The sequence below is a fragment of the Longinema margulisiae genome (genome assembly GCF_025266855.1).
In the GTDB taxonomy this organism is placed as follows: domain Bacteria; phylum Spirochaetota; class Brevinematia; order Brevinematales; family Thermospiraceae; genus Thermospira.
On record NZ_CP053071.1, the window covers coordinates 2,149,904 to 2,168,940 of the forward strand.

A 19,037-nucleotide genomic window follows, 5' to 3' on the forward strand; every position below is an offset into this window, starting at 1 on the left:
GTGGGGATATGGCAGAAAGGCCAGAACTCAGTCGTGAAGAGATTTTTGCGCATATAGAGAAGGAACTTCTATCTTCTCAGACGGGAAAGTCTCGTTTTCCTCTTCGTACCAAAAGCAATTATCTCATGGTGCTTCTTATCAATATGGTGCTTCTTCTTCTCGTTGTTGGTGGCGGGCTTGGGGTGTATCTCAGGTTTCGGGCGGCAGAGTATAATCTCGTGGGAAAGCCTGAGAGTATTCGGGGACTGGAAGAGGCTCTCTACCAGGAGCTTCAGAAAAAGATAGGCAAGGAGTTAGCCGAAAAAGAGGCGGAACTTGCTTCCACAAAGGCTCGGTTAGAAGAGCTTCAGAAAAAAATGAGTTCCTACCGGGAAGAACTCCAGAAAAATCTGGCAGCAGATCTTGAAAAGAGACGAAGAGAACTTGAAGAGAGGCTTCAAAAATCCCTTGAGGAAGCCTCGGCTTCTGAGAGAAAAAGGCTTCTTGCTCAATATGAGGAAGAAAAGAAAAAACTCTCTGAGATAGTTCAACAGGAGTACGCTCAAAAAGAAAAGGCCTACCAGGAACAGCTTCTCCGTGAACAGCAGGAATTGTTATCGAAGGCTTCTAACCAGCAGGTAGCCCTGGAAACGGCAAAAAGAGAGTTGTCTTCCATGCAGAGTGAATATGAGGCACGGCTTCGAGCCCTTCAACAGACCAACCAGCAGACTATTAACCTTTTGCGAGCTCAGTTAGCAGGGCGAGAACGGGAGGAAGCCTTTCGTACTCAGGTGGAAGCGGTGTTTTCCACAGCCATGCGACTCATAAGAGAGGGAAGGTACGACGAGGCACAGAGTCGTTTGGCTCAGATTGGACAACTCTATAACCAGAAGCCAAAGGATATCGAGATATCTCCATCAAAGCAGGCTTTGGACAGTTTTTTTGTTGAGGCACTCCAGGATTATATTCGTCTCAAGCAGGGAGGTATTGTTCAGGAGGTTTCTTCTGTTTCTTTGGCTAAGTTGAAAACGCTCTCCGAATCCCTTCAGAAAGGGGTCTATGATAGAAATACCAATCAACTGATGGAAGAGGTGAGGGCACTCGCAAGAGAGGTTCCAGAGGTTTTTGCTTTTTACAGTCAGTATCAGGATTTTCTTGGGCGGGTGCAGACAACCCAGCTCCAGGAGGAACTTCGTCGAGCGGATAGCCTCTATGCTCTCAAGGATTACAAGGCAGCTCTTTTGGCTTATATGGCCCTTGCGAAGCGTTATCCCCTCACTACCCGAAGGGAGGAGGTCTTTCAGCGGATGGCTGAGGCGATGAATCAGTGGCAGCAGTTGGTAGCTGTGCGGGTTGTGACCAATGCAAATACGGTTGCTTCCACCAATCAGGTGTTTGTGACGAATATGGTGGTGATAACCAATGTGCCCTTAGTAAGTCAGAATGGAAGAGTGATCACCAATGTCATCACCAATGAGGTACGTATTGTCTTGAAAGGGGATGAAAGGGAAGCAGGCAGGCTTTTCACCAATGCGCTTGAGGTGTACAGGAAAAACCCTTCAGAGGCACTCTCTGGTTTTGTCTCTGTTATCGAAAAACAGCCCTTGACGTCTTATGTTCCCTTGGCTCTGGAGTATATTCAAAAGATCTATGCTTCAAAAAGTACAGGGCAAAATATGGAGGAACTTCAGAAAAAACAAGAAGAAGAGGCGAAACTTCTTTTTGTCCAGGCGGAGGAGGCACAAAAAGAGGGGGATTATAGCAAAGCCCTGCAACTTTATCAGCGTCTTATCCTGCGATGTCCCCTTTCTTCGTATGTGGACAAGAGCTTAGAGAGTTTAGATAGGGTGTACTATCGCTTGCTTGCGGGGAGAAAAAAGATGGCAGAGATTGAGGCTATGGTCAAGGGTCGGGTTATGGTAGTAGAGGGGAATATTCTCACTCTCTCTGTGACAAAGGGAGAGAGTCTTGTCGCAGGGCAACAGGTAAAGATCTACAGGAGAGTAAATACCACAGAGGTTGAGGAGATCGGAAAGGGAGAGGTTATTCGGGCCAATCAAATGATTATACAGGCAAAAATACGGGAAGCCTTTGATACGGTTCGTCCCGGTGATTTGGTAGTAGGGGAGTGACATGAAACAAAAAGCCGTTTTTCGAAAAAAGATTGTGGCTGTGATGTTACCTCTTCTCATTTTGACGGTGGTTTTTGTGGGGTTTATGGCGTATTATACGGCCAGGAATGGAATCACCGCTATTGCCAAGGAGTTTTTGGGATACAAGGTGATGGATATCTACAAATATACAAGCCGACAGGTGGCATTAGCAAGCGAAATGGGACTAACGGATAGAGAAAGTGTCTATGACTCACTCTTTTCCTATGGCATGGGAACGCTGGGTGGGACAAAGGGAGCCTTTTTTCTTCTTTCTCGGGAGGGAAAATTTCTCCGAAGTAGCGTAGAGATGACAGAAGCGGAAAAGACTTTTCTTCATACGAAACTTGGAGAGAAAGAGGGTGGGTGGGTCGAGTTTACTGCAGGGGGAAAGTCCTATGTAGGAGTGGGAATTTATTATTCTGATTGGGGTTTGTATCTTCTCTTGGCCAATGAGAGAGAGGAGTTCTATAAACCTGTGAACACGATGCTTTTGGCTGTTGGCGTGATTTTAGCTCTCTCAGTTTTTATTGCGACAGTGGTGATGCTTGGGTATATTCGTTATCTTTTGAAACCGGTGGGGTATCTGGTGGAAACGATTGAGACGATCACCCGGACGAGGGATTTGTCCAAGCGAGCAAGAGTGGAGTACAACGATGAGATCGGATACCTTGCCTATTCTTTCAATACCATGGTGAGAGAACTGGAATTGGCTTATCATCAGATTAAAAATTATGCTTACCAGACTATCCAGGCGAAAAATAGGGAGGAGAAGATTCGTTTTATCTTCCAGAAATATGTTCCTACCGAGGTGATCAATCGTATTCTCAATATTTCTTCGGATAGTGTCTTGATAGGTACTAAACAAAATGTCACGGTTCTTTTTTCTGATATTCGGGATTTTACCCATATTTCGGAGCAGTTTTCTCCTGACTTTTTGGTCACAGTCCTCAATCAGTATTTCAGTATTATGGATGAGCGCATCCGTTCCCACAAGGGAATTATTGACAAGTATATTGGGGATGCTATCATGGCGATTTTTGGAGCCCCGGTTCAGCATGATGATGATCCTGATGAGGCCATAGCGGCCGCTTTTGCGATGAAAGAAGGAGTGGGGGTTTTCAATGCGATGGCTGAGACGAAGTATGGCGTTATCTTTCGTATTGGTATAGGCATCAATACAGGGGAAGCCATTGTGGGAAATATTGGAAGTGAAAACAAGGTGGATTATACCGTTATTGGGGATACGGTAAACCTTGCTTCTCGTCTTGAAGGGCTGACCAAGAAATACAAGGCAAGTATTGTGGTGAGTGAGTTTACCAGAGGGGCTTTGAAAAGGCCTGAACGCTATTATTTCCGTTTGTTGGATTTTGTGAGGGTGAAGGGAAAGGATAAGCCTGTTCTCATCTATGAGCCTTTTCCTGTGCATGAGGTAGAGGGGAAACTCTCTTATTATCAACACTTTGAGGAGGGGCTCAGGCTTTATCAGCAGGGAGAATTCAAACGGGCTCTTGGGGTTTTTGAGGAAAGTGTGAAACAGGATGAACATGATTATCTTGCGTATATGTATAGAGAGCGTTGTGAGTACTATCTTGCCAACCCCCCACAGAAGTGGGATGGGGCAGAAACCCTTCTGGAGAAGTAGTATGCGGCACAAATGGAAGACATGGACCCATGAGGTGATACAGGAGATCATTCGGCCTGCCACCAAACACTACCTTCGGGAAAGACTGGGGAAGACGGAAGAGGATACTATAGAAATAGGGGTTTCCTATCCTATTGTCAAAAATCTTTTGGGGGTTCCCGTTGAAGAGGGGGTTCTTGAGATTCTCCATGTGCCGGAAAAGTTTTTTCTTGCCTTTTTGCAGGATCTCGTAGGGATTTATAAGGCTGGTGGGGGATGGCAATGTGTGGGTACCAATGACGTTGCGGTGGTGGAGCACTGGATAGAGCGACTGGGGCTGGAGGCCCTGGATAGGGAAACGGTGGAGGGGTATGCGCTGAATCATGAACTGGTAGAATGGATCGAGGAGCCTTTTTCGGGGATTCAGATGCGATATCGTTCTCAGAAAACAAAGCTTTTGGTTTTGTACAGGCTTTTTTTCTTGATTTCTGGGCAGGAGTATTATATAATAATAGAAAAACTTTCGTAGGGGTAAATGATGGGCGCACTTCGTGAGAAGATTGAGGCGATGGAAAGTCAACTTCTTGAAAACTGGAGGGTACTTTGACATCGACGGGAAACAAAAGCAGCAGGAAAAACTGAGTAACGAACTTCAGGATGAGACTCTCTGGCAGGATCATAAGAAATATACAGAACTTCAAAAAAAGCTGAGCGATCTTCAGAAGGAAATAGAAGACTGGGTGGAGGTTCGCCGCAAGCTTGAGGACCTGAAAGGCATGGTGATTCTTGCGGAAGAAGAAGGTGACGATGCTATGTTAGAAGAACTTGCCAAGGAATATGAAACCATAGGAAAGGAACTCAAGCAGCTTGAATTGTATATGCTCTTTTCTGAAGAGGTGGATAAGGGAAATGCTTTTGTGAATATTCATCCTGGAGCCGGCGGAACGGAGTCTCAGGATTGGGGAGAGATGCTTCTTCGCATGTATCAGCGATGGGCTGAGAGGCATCGTTTCACCGTGGAGGTGGTCAATTATGATCCTGGTGAGGTAGCGGGCATCAAAGACGCTACACTCTATATCAAAGGTCGTTATGCCTATGGATATCTCAAAGCAGAGAGTGGTATTCATCGATTGGTGAGACTTTCTCCTTTCAATGCCAACAATAAACGTCAGACATCCTTTTGTGCGGTGACAGTAACTCCTGAAGTTGATGATACCATTGAAATAGAGATCAACCCCGATGATTTACGGATTGATACGTATCGGGCGGGAGGGGCTGGAGGCCAGTATGTGAATAAAACTGAGTCAGCCGTCCGTATCACCCATATTCCGACGGGTATTGTCGTCGCTTGTCAGGTGGAACGTTCTCAGCTTCAGAACCGGGAAATGGCCATGCGTATGCTTCGTTCCAAACTGTATGAGTATGAACGGCAAAAGCGAGAGGCTGAGCTTGCCAAGCTGCAACCAGAAAAGAAGAATATTGAATGGGGAAACCAGATTCGAAGTTATGTTTTTCAACCCTATACGATGGTGAAGGACCATCGAACCGATGTAGAGGTAGGTGATATTCAATCCGTGATGGATGGAGAGCTTGATGAGTTTATTTTGGCCTATCTCAAGCAACAACTCACGCAAAAGGCAGGGGTTTCCTGATGAAGGAAAAACGAAAGAAAAGCTATCATTTTTGCCATAATGAGAGAAGGAAAAAGGAGTCGGTATGCTAACCTATCAGGAGATTATTTTTCGGCTGAAAAAATTCTGGGGTGATCAGGGGTGTCTGATTCGAGAACCCTATGATCTTGAGAAGGGAGCGGGAACCTTCAATCCGGATACCTTTCTTCGGGCTATTGGTCCAGAGCCGTGGAATGTAGCGTATGTGGAACCTTCCCGGCGTCCTGCTGATGGTCGCTACGGAGAAAACCCCAACCGCTTGGGGTATTATTTCCAGTTTCAGGTGATTATGAAGCCTTCTCCTGATAACATTCAGGAACTCTATCTCAAGAGCCTTGAGGAACTTGGTCTTGATTTGAAACATCAGGATATTCGTTTTGTTCATGATGACTGGGAATCTCCAACCCTTGGAGCCTGGGGGCTTGGCTGGGAGGTTTGGCTCAACGGAATGGAAATCACCCAGTTTACCTATTTTCAGCAGGTTGGGGGGCTGGATTTGCCTTCTATTCCTGTGGAGATTACCTATGGGACAGAGCGTATAGCCATGTATTTGCAGAACAAGAATAATGTGTTTGATATTCAGTGGAATGAACAGTTTACCTATGGGGATCTCCAGAAACAGGAGGAGGTAGAGTTCTCCCGGTATCATTTTGAGATTGCGGACATAGAACTCTATCGACGCTTGTTTGATGATTTTGAAAAGGAATGTGAAAAGGCTTTAGAGGCTGATGCGGTTCTTCCGGCCTATGATCTCACGATGAAGTGTTCCCATGTCTTTAATATCCTTGATGCCAGGAATGCGATTTCGGTAACCCAGAGAGAGGGGTATATTCTCAGGGTGAGAAGGCTTGCTTCTTTGTGTGCTCAGGCCTACTACAAAAAGCGTGAGGCCTTAGGTTTCCCCTTGTTGAAAAATGCGAAGACTCTTTCACCTTCAGCGTAGTCTTCCGTCTGTTTCAGCCGTTTTAGGAAGGCTTGGGTACAACCCGAAGAAGACGGAAAGCGGGGATTGGGATTCCCGGGTAGAAAAGGCTATTGGAGAGTTTTCATCCCTTCTTGAAGCGAGGGGTGTTGTGGATACTTCCCGGATTGTTGCTCGTACAGAGACAGAGGTAACGCTTGACAATGGCCTGGTTTTGAATTCAACGAGACTTGCGTCTGTGCTCGCTCACAGTGCGGAAGTGAGTCTTTTAGCCGCTACGCTTGGCAGGGCTGTTCTGGAACAAATTCACCATCTTTTGTCTTCGGGGGAGTTGACCCAGGCAACACTTCTTGATGCCATAGCAAGTGAATCGGTGGAGCATTTTGTGGACTGGATGCAGGCTATCATCGCAAGAGAACGCTTACGTCTTGGCTTTTCCCCCACCATGCGATTCAGTCCAGGGTATGGGGATTGGAAATTAGATATTCAGCCCGACATTCTTCGTGTGTTGAAGGCTGAAGAGATCGGGCTTTCGGTTCATCCGGAGTCGTATATCCTTCTTCCAGAAAAGAGTATCACTGCGGTAATTGGCTGGGAGAGAAAGTAAAAGGGCAGACAGTGGCTCTGGATAGATAAAGAAGAGCATTTGAGATATCACTTTCCCCTTCCGATATATAATATATTGGGGGTAAAATGCCAAGAAAAAATCCACTCCTCGACTTTGCTTTTCATGAACTTCAACTCAAAGACAGGCTTCTTGAGGTTCTTATCCGCGTTCAGAGTTGCAGTCCTGAGGAAAGTGAGGATGTACTCGTTCGGATTTTTTTGGAGGCGTTTCTTTCACTTTTTGGATTTGAAAGGGCAGTCTATTTTCGTTTTGAAAAGGGGAAGGGACTTCAGTGGGGACTTTCTCTTCATATAGACGAAGAGGAACGGCAAAAACCCTACTTTTCTCATATTATGTCAGATATCATTGAGGCTTCCGTCTCTCTTCGATGGATGCAGCAAAGACTTCCTGTGGTCAAGGATGGCAAAGAGACGTTTCTCACTTTTATGATTTTGCCTGTAGCCAGGGAGAAAAACCTTTATGGGGTTTTTTATGTGGATCTTGAGAATCATTCGGAAAATCTTGATATTGATCTTATTCATATTTTAGTCGTCCAGGCCAGTTTGTCTCTGTATTACAGGCAGATGTATGAAACCACGAGAGCCCAGCAGATAGAGCTTCTCAAGTTGGCCAACTTCAAGAATGAGATTGTTCGTCAGATTACCGCCAATATTGAGGGGCCATTGGAGAATACCCTTCATTTCATGGAGACTATCAAAGGAGAAGTGCCAGAGAGTTGTTCTACCCACTTTGGAGAGATCCATAAACGGCTATCCCAGATCTTTCTCACCCTTGAAAAGACCCTTAACTTGGGGATTACGTTTCCAACAGGAGACCTGAAAGAGAGAGAAAAGGATAAAGAAGTTACCCCTGGCTCAAAAGATTTTTGTCAACTGTAGTATACAGGGAACATTTTAGATAAACAAGTTTTTTCTGGGGAAAGTACCCTTTTTAGGCCATAAAACAGGGCAATAAGTACGTACCATCCCTATGTTTTATATCACATCCTGCCAGTAGACACCATCGATAGCCTCATCACGATTATAGTAGTAATGCAAACGCACAGCAAGAACATTGGTTGCCCCTTCTCTTTTCCATACCCCCACATCCATTCTCTGGTTTATGGTTCGCATCAGCCGTTCTGCCCTTGAGGTTGTTCTTGGCAAACCATCTTCACTGTCACAGGCGAACATGTCTTTTTGAGCACGAAGAAGATAATAAAAACAATGTTTGCGCCCTTTTTCGTGAAATAAGTCAAGAAGATTCTGAATATGCTGTCTGCGCTCGCTTTGATAACCAAGTCTTGTTTGCCAGTCATTTTTGTAACCCAAGAAACAGGCTTTCCCTGTTTCAGCGACAATATTTGTCCACTCAGAAGAACGATATCTCACTCTATCAAGACGAAGAAAATACTTCAATTGATAACTTACATGCCACAAACATCGTTGAAAAACGATACCGGGATGTTTGCCCTGGTTAATCCCTGTATCTCCATCGACAACAAGAAAAAACCGAGAAAAAGAGTGTTTTTCTTGAATGGGCTTAAGAAGTTTGTCCCAACCTGCATGGTAATTATCCACAAGAAGGCCTGCTATTCTTGTATTTTTTCCTGTCAATGGGGAGGCTTGTTGCCTCTCCTGCAAAAGAATTTTAGCTTCTTCTCCTTTTTTCTTGCCCTGAACAGGAATACCCGTCCCATCGGCTTCTCCACAGGGTTTTTCTTTTTCTGAGATACTGAAATGTATCTTTCTCCCAATATTTTGAAGGTTTTTCCAGAGGGTGCTAAGACCTATTTTATACCCTGTGAAGGAAAGAATACGAGCGGCCACTCGATAGGTGGTAAGAGCCCCGGCTAAAGCCACTCTGTAGATATCTTTCAGGATTTGCCTTTTTCGCTTTTCTACACCAAGAAGAGATCTTGTGAGAAAAAGTTTTCTTCCACACTTTTTGCATTGAATTTGGAGCTGAGGAAGAGTGATCTTTCCAAAGGGCATCAGAACAAAAACAGTGTTTTTTCCATGCTTTGTTTTCCATATGAAGTGATGTTTTTCTCCGCATGTACAGGTGATACGACCTTCTTTTATTTCTTTTTCTGCCACTTCTACAGAAATCTGATGAACAAATGACTCAAACACTCCTTTGATGGCCTGGAGAAAAACCACCACTAACGTCTCAAGTTTTGTGTCAGGGTAGTCGATAGTCAAAGTGAAGGTGAATTCTTTACGCATGGGTTCCTCCTTGTGTCCTATTATCGGCCAGGGAGGAACTTTTTTTGCTTTTCCTCATCTTCCCACTGCAGGTCTCCTGAAAAAAACGTTACCAACTTGGGAAAGATTGGAGCCAATATTGAAGATATTTTCAAAAAGGATGTGGATATCCGTGTTATGATAGAGCGGATTCTCAAAAATTACGAAAAGGAAATCAAAAAGCGCAAACTCACCGTAAATGTGAAAATTCACGAGCGTTTTCCTTTGCTGAAGGGCAACGAAGATATCTTCCGTACCATTTTTGATGAACTTATCAGTAATGCTGTTTATTATAATCGAGAAAAAGGGAGTATTACCATCTACGCCTATCAGGATAGTGGTGGGTATGTGATTGAGATTCGGGATACAGGAAGAGGAATACCCCTTGAGTTTCAGCCCCTTATTTTTGAACAGTTTTATCGTCTTCCTGGTTCGGAAAAACTCAATGACAAGGGTGCCGGGCTTGGGCTTTTTCTCGTGAAGAAGTTTTTGGGCTATTATGGGGCGACTATTTCTGTGGAAAGTGTTGAGGGAGAAGGTTCGGTATTTACGGTTATTTTCCCCTTGTGATTTTTTGCAAAAAAAAAACTTTTTCTCTACAATATACTCTCAAAATTTCTGAGAGAAACGCAAGGGGAAGATATGAAACGTTTTACCAAAATTGTGGCCACTATCGGGCCAGCATCACGAAACTATCCAACCGTCTATAAGATTCTTGAAGCCGGTGCCAATGTGATTCGTCTCAATTTTTCTCATGGGAGCTTTGATGATCACCTTGAGAGCGTTACCTATGTCCGCAAAGCCGCCAAGGAACTGGACAAGGTGGTGGCTATCTTTCAGGATCTTCAGGGTCCTAAAATCCGTGTTGGAAAATTGGAGTCTGAATTTATTGAGCTGAATGCGGGTGATACACTTGTGATTACCACTGATCAGATTGTGGGAGGGGTCATCGATGGCCAGAAAAAGGTATCGATTGATTATCCCAATTTGCACAATGAGGCAAAAGTAGGAGGAAGGATCCTTTTGGACGACGGACTCATTGAGCTTCGGATCCAGAAGATAGACGGGACCAATATCTACACTGAGGTTGTCAATGGGGGAAAACTCAAACCAAGAAAAGGGGTGAACCTTCCCCATATCAAACTCAATATCTCGGCTATTACTGAGAAGGATAGACACGACCTCAAGTTTGCCTTTGAGCACAATCTTGATTATGTGGCTCTTTCGTTTGTGCGAAGTGCGGACGATGTGAAAGAGCTGATTGATATCATGCTTCGGGAGTATGGTCGCCGTATTCCTATCATTTCCAAAATTGAGAAGCCCGAAGCAGTTGAAGATATTGACAATATCATTGATGTCAGTGATGCTATCATGGTGGCACGAGGGGACTTAGGTGTTGAAACCTCTCCCCAGGAAGTACCTGTGATCCAGAAAATGATTATACGCAAGTGTAATATTGCTGGTAAGCCAGTGATTACCGCCACCCAGATGCTTGAATCTATGGTCAATAATCCACGCCCAACCCGGGCGGAAGCCAACGATGTGGCCAATGCTATCTTTGATGGGACGGATGCCGTGATGCTTTCAGCAGAAAGCGCCGCCGGGCAGTATCCTGTAGAAGCGGTGAAGATGATGGCTCAGATTGCCGCCCAGGTGGAGAATAGTGAACTCTTTGAGAAAATGCTCTCCGGGCGTACGGTAACCCAGGCTGAACTGATGAAACGCTCCAGGAAGAATGTGATGGAATCTATTAGCTTTGCTACGGTGGAGCTTGCCCATAAGATCGGTGCTAAGTATATTGTGAGTTTCACGCATAGTGGAGGAACGGCAAAGAGTGTGGCCAAGTATCGTTTTCCTATTCCTATCATTGGGTTTAGTCCGTCTGAGGCAACGGCTCGGAGGCTTGCTCTTGTTTGGGGTGTGACTCCCTATGAACTTGGTGAAGTTTCAACGGTTAATGAACTTCTCGATGGGGCTGGAGAGGTGCTTCGTTTCAAACAGTTAGTGCATGAGGGAGATTTTGTGGTGATTACCGCAGGGGTACCTGTAGGAATCCCGGGTAGTACCAATATGATTAAAGTATGGCAGGCATAAGGGAAAAAGGGTATTGATTTTTTTCCCGGTTGTCGCTATAATGGTGTGCTGATTACAAAATGGAGGAAAAGTATGTGGAATTGGCTTTTATTACAGGCTCAGGGTGCAGAAGGTGGAACGTTTTCTCTTCTGGTGATGCCACTTATTCTGGTTCTTGGTATGTATCTCTTGATTTTTTTGCCTGAAAGAAAAAGACGAAAAGCCCTGGAAAAACAGATTGCTTCCATGAGACAGGGTGATCGGGTGATTACCAATGGAGGGATTGTGGGAGTGATTGATTTTGTTGGTGATAAAACGGTGTATATCAAAACGGCCGATTCCAAGATTGAGGTGAGAAAGGATTTCATTGCGGCTGTGATCACTCCTGAGGCAGACAAAAAATAGGAGGATGTATGAATAAACTTTCTCGTTTTGTTCTTCTCCTTATTTTGGTAGGATTGGGCTTCTGGGGTATGTGGCCTACCATATCATGGTATTTTCTCTTGCCCTATGAAACCAAAGATCTGATCAAGGTCTCTGAAGAAGAGATGGATAAACTCTCTCCGGAGGTGCGCAAACAGGTGATCGAAGTCAAGGCTCTTCGTAAGAAGGCAATGAACCTTGGTCTTGACCTGCAGGGTGGGGCCAACCTTCTTCTTGAGGTGGACGCTGATGAACTCCGGGCTATGCTTTCAGAGAAGACACCAGGAGAGATATCTGATGCCGCCTTTCGTGAGGAAATGGACAAAGCCAATGAACGGGCGGTGGAGATTCTCAAAAACCGTATGGATACCTTTGGGGTGAGTGAGGTCTCGATTGCTAAGACATTTGATGGGCGTATCAGTGTTGAGCTTCCCGGCGTGAGTGAGCCACAGATTATTCGTGAGTCTCTTTCCAAAGTTGGACGGCTTGAATTCAAGCTTGTGGATGAAGAGGCCATGAAGAAGTTGGGAGAGTTGGGTGTTCCTATGAGTGGTGGCGTGGTGATGACTCTTCAGAATGTGCCGACGAACTTTGTGCTTCCTGCTGATAGTGAGTGGTATCCGTTCTATGAAAATGATGAGTACGGTATTCCCCGTTTGAGGGGCTGGTACGTTCTCAAAAAGGAAACGGTGCTGGATGGAACCTATGTGGAAAGTGCTCGTTCGGATATGAATCCAACCACCGGACAACCAGTGGTTTCTTTTACTTTGACTATTGAAGGGGCTGAGATTTTTGCTGATGTAACAAGGCAGAATGTGGGACGAAGACTCGCTATTGTGCTTGATGGACGTGTGAAGAGTGCCCCTGTGATCAATTCAGAAATTCCTGGAGGAAGAGGAGAGATTTCTGGAAGATTTACCTATCAGGAGACGGAGTTCCTTGCCAATATTCTCAAGGCTGGTGCCCTTCCTGTGAAGTTGAATGTGGTGGAAGAGCGGATTGTAGGTCCTTCATTAGGTGCCGATGCCATTGAGGGTGGAACAAAAGCCTTGATTGTGGCTATTATTGTGGTGGCGCTCTTTATGGTGGTGTGGTACAAGGGAAGTGGGGTTATTGCTGTGGTAGGACTTGTGTTCAATATGTACTTTTTGCTTGCTATTTTGGCCGGGCTTCTCAAGGCCACCCTCACTCTCTCTGGTATTGCGGGAATGGCGCTCACCGTGGGTATGGCTGTGGATGCCAATGTGCTTATTTTCAGTCGTATTCGTGAGGAACTCAAGCGTCAGGGAAGATTCAGGCATGCCGTTGATGAAGGGTATAAGCATGCGTCCATGACCATATGGGATTCTAACCTGACTACATTTTTTGCTGCAGTCGCTCTTTCTCTCTTTGGTACAGGAAGTATCAAGGGATTTGGGACAACACTTGCAGCTGGTATTATTGCCAATATGTTTGCTATGCTTTTCGTGAATCGTTTGGTGTATGACTTTTTGCTTGATACCTTGAAGCTCAAAAAGGTTTCTATCTAAGACGGGGACAAGGAGAAAACAATGACGGAACATAAGCCTATCCCTTTCATGAAAATGGCTCCGTATGCCATCGGCTTGTCGCTTGTGATTGTGCTTGCAGGATTGGTGATGTTTATAGTACGGGGTGGATTTGAGGTTGGTATTGATTTCAAGGGGGGAAGCCGGGCTGAGGTAGTGATCGGACAGAAGGTGTCAATAGGAGAGCTTCGTTCCCTTTTCAAAAATCGTGGTATTGAAGCGAATATCACTACGGTTGGTCTGGTAGAGGATAATCGGTTTGTGATCACCGTACCCTTTGAACAGGGGAAGGATGGTATTGCGACCATCAAAGAGGTATTGACGAAGGCGTATGGAGAGGGATCTGTTGAGTTTGTAGGGACAACAACGATTGAGGCCAAGGTTGGAAAGTCTTTTGTCTATCGGGCACTCAATCTCATCTGGGTGGTTTCTCTGATTATCCTTGTGTACATTATTGTGAGGTTTGATTTTAGCTATGGAGTTGGGGCTATTGTGGCTCTTCTTCATGACCTTTTGATTATGTTGGCCTTTGCTCTTTTCTTCCGGATACCGATTGATATTACCATTATTGCCGCTATTCTCACCATCCTTGGGTACTCGATTAACGATACCATTGTGGTGTTTGACCGTATTCGTGAGCGCAAAGCCTATCACAAGGAAGAGGATTTTGTTCTTGTGATAGACCGCTCGGTCACCGAAGTCCTTGAGCGTTCTATTATCACGTCTCTCACCACTCTTTTTGCGGCTGTGGCTCTCTACATCTGGGGAGGAGAGGTGTTACGCAACTTCAGCATCCTTCTCATTGTAGGGCTTGTGAGTGGAACCTATTCCTCTGTGATGATTGCGGCTCCGGTGACGGCTGGTGTTCGTCTCTTGACAAATCGGAAAAAATAGTGTATAATATATCTCCTTTGTGGGAATGATACCACAGAGAGGGCGGGCCGCTAGCTCAGCCGGTAGAGCATCACACTTTTAATGTGAGGGCCCTGGGTTCGACCCCCAGGCGGCTCAAAAAGGCTTATCCGAAAGGATAAGCCTTTTTTTCAAGGAGGTGGACGATGCATCCAGTTCTGATGGCTTTTCTTGCTACACTCTTTACGTGGGGAATGACAGCGTTAGGGGCTGGGCTTGTGCTTCTCACGCCCCGCGTGAGTCAGAAGTTTTTGGATATGATGCTTGGCTTTGCGGCTGGTGTGATGATTGCAGCAAGTTTCTGGTCTCTTCTTATGCCGGCGCTGGAGATCGCCACCCAGACGGGACAGATTCCCTGGTTGGTGGCAGGTATTGGTTTTGTGCTTGGAGGGGCTTTTTTGCGGTTAGCCGATATGATCATCCCCCATGTGCATATTGGACTTCCCGTGAGTGAAAGCGAAGGGCTCCATACGCACTGGAAAAAGACCACTCTTCTTGTTTTGGCGATCACGCTCCACAATATTCCTGAGGGGTTGGCTGTGGGAGTAGCCCTTGGGTCCTTGGGGGATAACTACACTCACGCTGAACTTCTCTCCGCTCTCGCGGTGGCGATAGGGATTGGGATTCAGAATTTTCCTGAGGGAATGAGTGTGTCCTATCCTCTCCGAAGGGAAGGTGTCGGTGTGTGGAAAAGTTTCTGGTACGGGCAATTGTCCGGGCTTGTGGAACCGGTAGCAGGGGTTCTGGGGGCTCTTTTGGTTTTCTGGGCCAAACCGGTGTTGCCGTATGCTTTGGCCTTTGCTGCTGGGGCTATGATTTATGTGGTTGTGGAAGAGGTGATTCCAGAATCCCAGCAGAAGGGGAATTCTGATATTGCTACCGTGGGAACTATGCTCGGGTTTGTGGTGATGATGGTTCTTGATGTAGCCCTGAGTTGAAAAGGCTTCCTCGAATTTTGGTTTGCCTTTTTTCTCTCTTTGTGTGTATGTTTGAAAGAGAAGAGGAGGAGTTATGGCAGAGGTGAAACTTCTGGTAAAGGGAATGAAATGTCAGGGTTGTGTGCAAACAGTAAAGCAAACGCTTTCTTCTGTGGCGGGTGTGGAGGAGGTAGCCGTTGACCTTGCAACAGGGGAGGTAAAGGTCGTTGGCAACGTTCGTGCGGACACTCTGGTGAAAGTTATTCATGAGAAGACTTCCTACAAAGCTGAGGTAAAATAAATTTTCTTTCACAAAACCCTGGCACTGGTGTTTTGGCCTTTTTCTCGTTGGAGAAATTCTCGTTTTCTTGACAGGGAAATCATTTCCTTCTATACTATTTTTACAAAAAAAGGAGGAAAAGGATGAAAAAGTTCATGATGATAGTCATGATGCTCATGGTGGCAGGGCTTTTTGCGGTTTCTCCAGAGGTACAGAAATATCTGCAAGAAGGGCAGGAATATGCCCAGAATGAGGAGTTTGACAAGGCTATTGCGTCGTTCAAGAAGTGTATTGAACTTGATAAAAGCTTTGCGCCTCCCTATTTCAATATTGCTCTCCTTTCTATGTGGACAGAAAAGTATGAAGAGGCGGATAAATATCTTCGTGAGTTTATCAAACTACGGGATAATGAACCCCAGGCCTATACCCTTCTTGCCCAGTTGTCGCTTCAACTGGAACGTTATCATGAGATAGAACCAGCCCTTCAGAAGGCCCTTCAACTTGCCCCTGAGAATCCGGCGATTCTCTATAATGCAGGGGATATCTGGCTTTCTATGAATCAGGTGGAAAAGGCCTATCCTGTTCTCCAGAAGGGGATTTCTCTTCTCTCCCAGAAGGAATATAATACGGATTTGGGACAGAAACTCTGGTGGGCTTTTTTGTGTGCCACCATGGAAATCGATCGCTATGATGAGGCCATGAAAGCCTGTGATACCCTTCTTTCTCTCTCTCTTCCTGAGAAACAGAAGCAGATGGTCGCTCTCTACAAAGAGGATATTCGTTTCTTTCAGCAAAATACCAAAAATTCCCTTTTCATCCGTGCCTATAAGGTAACGGTAGGTATTGCTCGTGGTCATATTGATGCTTATCGAAATGAGATAGCAGAACAGATATATTTTATCTCTGATGAAAAAATGGGGCGTGACAAGGGTTCTCTTTTCCCGCCGGATTTTCTCTCCGTGGTGATGGATAAAATCCAGGTGGTGAAGGTTGAAGAAGCCTCAAAGAGTGGTTCTCGTTCAAGGCTTTCCTCCCTTTTTGGAACCATGGTGGGGTCGAAAACTCTTGTTGTAGAAGTCAAAACATCAAAGGGAGAGACAGGCTATCTCCTTTTTGAACCACTGGATAAGAGGGTACTTCTCAAGGCCGCTTACATACCGGGTGGTGTAACGTTTATGTTCTAAAGGGGTTGGCATGGTTTTGCTTCTTGAATCTCATGATCATATCCATTTTTCTCCCATCAGCTATACCCGCTTTTTGTGGGATATCACGCTTGGGGTGATGACCCCTCTTGAAAGGGCTAAACGTGAGTTTGGTGAGGTGAAATGCTGGTCTCCTCGTTTTCGGGAGGATGGCTATCGTGCTTTTGTCTCGGAGGAATGGGTATGGAAAGGGGAAGAGGTTTTCCTTGTTCTCAATCCCCAGTTTGTCTATCCGGTTGGTTTTCGTTTTGAAAAAGGGTTGGGTATAACCCCGGATGGGCGGTGGGTGTATGTAGCCGTAAGTGAGAGAATCTCTGAAGAGATTCTTTTAGCCCTTGAGGGGCAGAATGTGAACTATCTTGCCTCTCTTTTTCCTACCCGGGAAATTTCTGAGGGTATCTACTATCGTGATGTGGCTGATGTGGTGAACCGCCTTGAAACAGCCGTGGAGATGTTTGAACCCTATTTTGCTACCGATGAGGCCTATATCTCTCCTCAGGAGAGGGTCTATATCCACAAAACAGCGGTTATAGATCCTTATGTAGTCTGGCACCCGGAAAAAGGGATGATAGTGGTGGACAAAGGGGCAAAGGTGAGGGCTTTCTCTATTGTTGATGGGCCATCATATATTGGAGAGAAATCGCTTGTGGATAGTGGGCGGCTTCGTGAGGGGACGGTTATTCGTAACTCCTGTAAAATAGGTGGGGAAGTAGAATGGAGTGTCATAGAGTCCTATTCCAATAAGCATCATGAAGGTTTTTTAGGGCATAGTTATGTGGGAAGCTGGGTGAATATTGGGGCTATGGCCACGACAAGTGATCTCAAAAACAACTATCGCCCTATCGTGATTGAAAGGCGTGAAGGAAAACTCGAAACCCGTACCAACAAGTTTGGTTCTGTTATCGCTGATTTTGTCAAGATTGGTATTGGGGTGATGCTCAATACGGGAACGGTGATTGAACCCGGTGCCAATATTTTTCTTGAGGGTGGTTTTGTTCAACCACCCAAGTACGTGAAAGCTTTTTCGTGGGGGCGGAGTAGCTTCTACGAATGGGAAAAGTTCTGGCGTGATCTCACGACTATGATGCGAAGAAGGGAAGTAACTCCACCACCTTCTTTCAGGGCTTTTCTTCAGTCCTTGTATGAAAAACTTACTCTATAACCTAAGAGAAGGAGGTGGGTATGAAAAAAAGATTTCTTGTAGGTGTTCTGGCTTTGTGTATGGTATCGGTAGCGTGGTCGGCAGAAAAGGCCTATGAAGAGGCCTTTGTGATGCCGGGGTTTCAGGTGTCTCTTCGGGCGGGGCTTGATGTCCTTCCTCTCTTGATGGGACGGGGAGAGGTTGGGGTTACCCTTCCTGAGGTAGCGAAGGTGTTGTATCTTTCTGGCTATGCTGGCTATGGGTATGGTTTTCTTCCTTTTCTGGTGCGGGGAAATGCCAATGGTTTGTATGGCGGTGCCAGTGCAGGATGGGTGATCTCTCATACTGCCAAAGAGACAATGGTTGCCGTTCCCCTTTCTACGGTGACGGTAGGGAATGTTCGCTACGTCAAGGTTGCGATTGTGCCGGGATATACCCATCAGAGGCATATTTTAGCTGGAAGCTTTGATGTAAATTTCTTTATGAGTTTTCGAGGGTTTGTTTCTACCAATTTGCCTGTCGTTGGGCTTCGCTATCGCTGGGAGTATTTCTATGATTTTTATCAGTTCTATGAAGGAGAAAAGATTCGCCGTCGGTACAATTTTGCCCTGAATCTTGGACCTGTGGTAACACCAGACTTCAAAGGTATGGGTGTAAATCTTTTCATGGATATTGGTGGCATCAATATGTCTGGTTTTGAATTCCGATGGGGTGGTACTGCCCTTGCTTATCAGAATGACTGGATCTTTTCTTTTGGCTTGCGTCTTGGATGGTGTTTTTGAAAAAGCTCTCAAAACGCCTGGCTTTGCCAGGCGTTTTTTCTTTTGTTTGACGAAAATTTGCTTTTTCTCTATAATACCTACAATGAAATAAAAGGAGAGAAAAGAACGGTGCAACGATTTTCTGGTATAAAGTGGGGTTTCTTTTTCCTTTTGCTCCCTTTGATGGCCACGGGTGAAACAAATCAGTCCCAGGTAGAAGGAAAGATTCTTCCCCCTCTGGTGGCGACTCCTGAGGAAAGGCTTCCTCCTACCTATCTTGTTGATGGTACCAATACCGCACCTTTTCAGGAGACGCTATGGCGTCGGTATGATGTGGTCTTTTTTGTGGCTGTGCCTATCTCTTTTTATCTCATGATGAATGTTTTGATGATAAAAAATGCCTATTTTCATGGAAGTGAGGGGACATACCTCTCCGATACGGATTGGAATTATATCTATCTCATGACCTTTTTGATACCCCTCTTTACCGCCTATCATGATCAGATCTATGTGAGAGGCCTTTCCCAGAACAGGGAAACAGACGTACGCTTGAGTATTCCCCTCTATCAACAAGAGTTTTAGC

General features: G+C 45.5%; 19 protein-coding genes and 1 tRNA gene. 19 read left to right on the forward strand and 1 reads right to left on the reverse strand.

What is annotated here, in order from left to right:
• The first annotated feature begins 8 nt into the window (after positions 1 to 8).
• From BREVNS_RS09600 to BREVNS_RS09630, 7 genes are all read left to right on the forward strand, one after another.
• Positions 9 to 2,111 (forward strand): hypothetical protein, encoded by a 2,103-nt coding sequence (locus BREVNS_RS09600; RefSeq protein WP_483426790.1) that lies wholly within the window; start codon positions 9 to 11, stop codon positions 2,109 to 2,111.
• 1 nt (position 2,112) lies between these two features.
• Entirely contained in the window at positions 2,113 to 3,774 is a 1,662-nt protein-coding gene (locus BREVNS_RS09605; RefSeq protein ID WP_483426791.1) for an adenylate/guanylate cyclase domain-containing protein, read from the forward strand.
• A gap of 1 nt (position 3,775) precedes the next feature.
• Positions 3,776 to 4,282 carry a hypothetical protein gene (locus BREVNS_RS09610; RefSeq protein WP_483426792.1) on the forward strand — a complete coding sequence of 169 codons (507 nt, stop codon included), beginning with the start codon at positions 3,776 to 3,778 and terminating at the stop codon, positions 4,280 to 4,282.
• Positions 4,283 to 4,304: 22 nt separating this feature from the next.
• Complete coding sequence (gene prfB / locus BREVNS_RS09615; RefSeq protein WP_483426793.1) at positions 4,305 to 5,405, forward strand: peptide chain release factor 2; 1,101 nt, start codon at positions 4,305 to 4,307, stop codon at positions 5,403 to 5,405.
• Positions 5,406 to 5,469: 64 nt separating this feature from the next.
• Positions 5,470 to 6,366 carry a glycine--tRNA ligase subunit alpha gene (gene glyQ, locus BREVNS_RS09620; protein WP_483426794.1) on the forward strand — a complete coding sequence of 299 codons (897 nt, stop codon included), beginning with the start codon at positions 5,470 to 5,472 and terminating at the stop codon, positions 6,364 to 6,366.
• The gene (locus BREVNS_RS09625; RefSeq protein ID WP_483426795.1) at positions 6,338 to 6,952 is read left to right on the forward strand and encodes a hypothetical protein; all 615 of its coding nucleotides are present in this window, start codon (positions 6,338 to 6,340) and stop codon (positions 6,950 to 6,952) included. Before glyQ ends, BREVNS_RS09625 begins: the two co-directional genes overlap by 29 nt.
• 86 nt (positions 6,953 to 7,038) lie before the next feature.
• Positions 7,039 to 7,851: a hypothetical protein gene (locus tag BREVNS_RS09630; protein ID WP_483426796.1), complete on the forward strand. Its 813-nt coding sequence runs from the start codon at positions 7,039 to 7,041 to the stop codon at positions 7,849 to 7,851.
• A gap of 96 nt (positions 7,852 to 7,947) precedes the next feature.
• On the opposite strand, the gene BREVNS_RS09635 is transcribed toward BREVNS_RS09630, so the two are convergent.
• Positions 7,948 to 9,180 carry a hypothetical protein gene (locus BREVNS_RS09635; protein ID WP_483426599.1) on the reverse strand — a complete coding sequence of 411 codons (1,233 nt, stop codon included), beginning with the start codon at positions 9,178 to 9,180 and terminating at the stop codon, positions 7,948 to 7,950.
• Positions 9,181 to 9,336: 156 nt separating this feature from the next.
• Here BREVNS_RS09635 and BREVNS_RS09640 point away from each other — a divergent pair, with 156 nt between their 5' ends.
• The 12 genes from BREVNS_RS09640 (at position 9,337) to BREVNS_RS09695 (ending at position 19,036) form a co-directional block, all read left to right on the forward strand.
• Positions 9,337 to 9,768, forward strand: coding sequence for a sensor histidine kinase (locus tag BREVNS_RS09640; RefSeq protein ID WP_483426797.1), 432 nt, complete (start codon positions 9,337 to 9,339; stop codon positions 9,766 to 9,768).
• 72 nt (positions 9,769 to 9,840) lie between these two features.
• On the forward strand, positions 9,841 to 11,292 hold the full coding sequence (pyk, locus tag BREVNS_RS09645; RefSeq protein WP_483426798.1) for a pyruvate kinase: 1,452 nt from the start codon (positions 9,841 to 9,843) through the stop codon (positions 11,290 to 11,292).
• A 72-nt stretch (positions 11,293 to 11,364) separates the two neighbouring features.
• The gene (gene yajC, locus BREVNS_RS09650; protein WP_483426799.1) at positions 11,365 to 11,676 is read left to right on the forward strand and encodes a preprotein translocase subunit YajC; all 312 of its coding nucleotides are present in this window, start codon (positions 11,365 to 11,367) and stop codon (positions 11,674 to 11,676) included.
• Positions 11,677 to 11,684: 8 nt separating this feature from the next.
• Positions 11,685 to 13,223 (forward strand): protein translocase subunit SecD, encoded by a 1,539-nt coding sequence (gene secD / locus BREVNS_RS09655; protein ID WP_483426800.1) that lies wholly within the window; start codon positions 11,685 to 11,687, stop codon positions 13,221 to 13,223.
• Between the two features lie 21 nt (positions 13,224 to 13,244).
• A complete protein-coding gene (secF, locus tag BREVNS_RS09660; protein ID WP_483426801.1) occupies positions 13,245 to 14,135 on the forward strand; it encodes a protein translocase subunit SecF in 891 nt (296 codons plus the stop codon).
• Positions 14,136 to 14,179: 44 nt separating this feature from the next.
• Positions 14,180 to 14,252: transfer RNA gene (locus BREVNS_RS09665), tRNA-Lys, on the forward strand.
• Between the two features lie 47 nt (positions 14,253 to 14,299).
• Positions 14,300 to 15,091, forward strand: coding sequence for a ZIP family metal transporter (locus tag BREVNS_RS09670; RefSeq protein ID WP_483426802.1), 792 nt, complete (start codon positions 14,300 to 14,302; stop codon positions 15,089 to 15,091).
• 73 nt (positions 15,092 to 15,164) lie between these two features.
• The gene (locus BREVNS_RS09675; RefSeq protein WP_483426803.1) at positions 15,165 to 15,371 is read left to right on the forward strand and encodes a heavy-metal-associated domain-containing protein; all 207 of its coding nucleotides are present in this window, start codon (positions 15,165 to 15,167) and stop codon (positions 15,369 to 15,371) included.
• 122 nt (positions 15,372 to 15,493) lie between these two features.
• Positions 15,494 to 16,534, forward strand: coding sequence for a tetratricopeptide repeat protein (locus tag BREVNS_RS09680; protein ID WP_483426804.1), 1,041 nt, complete (start codon positions 15,494 to 15,496; stop codon positions 16,532 to 16,534).
• A 10-nt stretch (positions 16,535 to 16,544) separates the two neighbouring features.
• On the forward strand, positions 16,545 to 17,714 hold the full coding sequence (locus BREVNS_RS09685) for a hypothetical protein (protein ID WP_483426805.1): 1,170 nt from the start codon (positions 16,545 to 16,547) through the stop codon (positions 17,712 to 17,714).
• Positions 17,715 to 17,734: 20 nt separating this feature from the next.
• Entirely contained in the window at positions 17,735 to 18,475 is a 741-nt protein-coding gene (locus BREVNS_RS09690) for a hypothetical protein (RefSeq protein ID WP_483426806.1), read from the forward strand.
• Positions 18,476 to 18,583: 108 nt separating this feature from the next.
• Positions 18,584 to 19,036, forward strand: coding sequence for a hypothetical protein (locus BREVNS_RS09695; RefSeq protein WP_483426807.1), 453 nt, complete (start codon positions 18,584 to 18,586; stop codon positions 19,034 to 19,036).
• The last annotated feature ends 1 nt before the right edge of the window (position 19,037 follow it).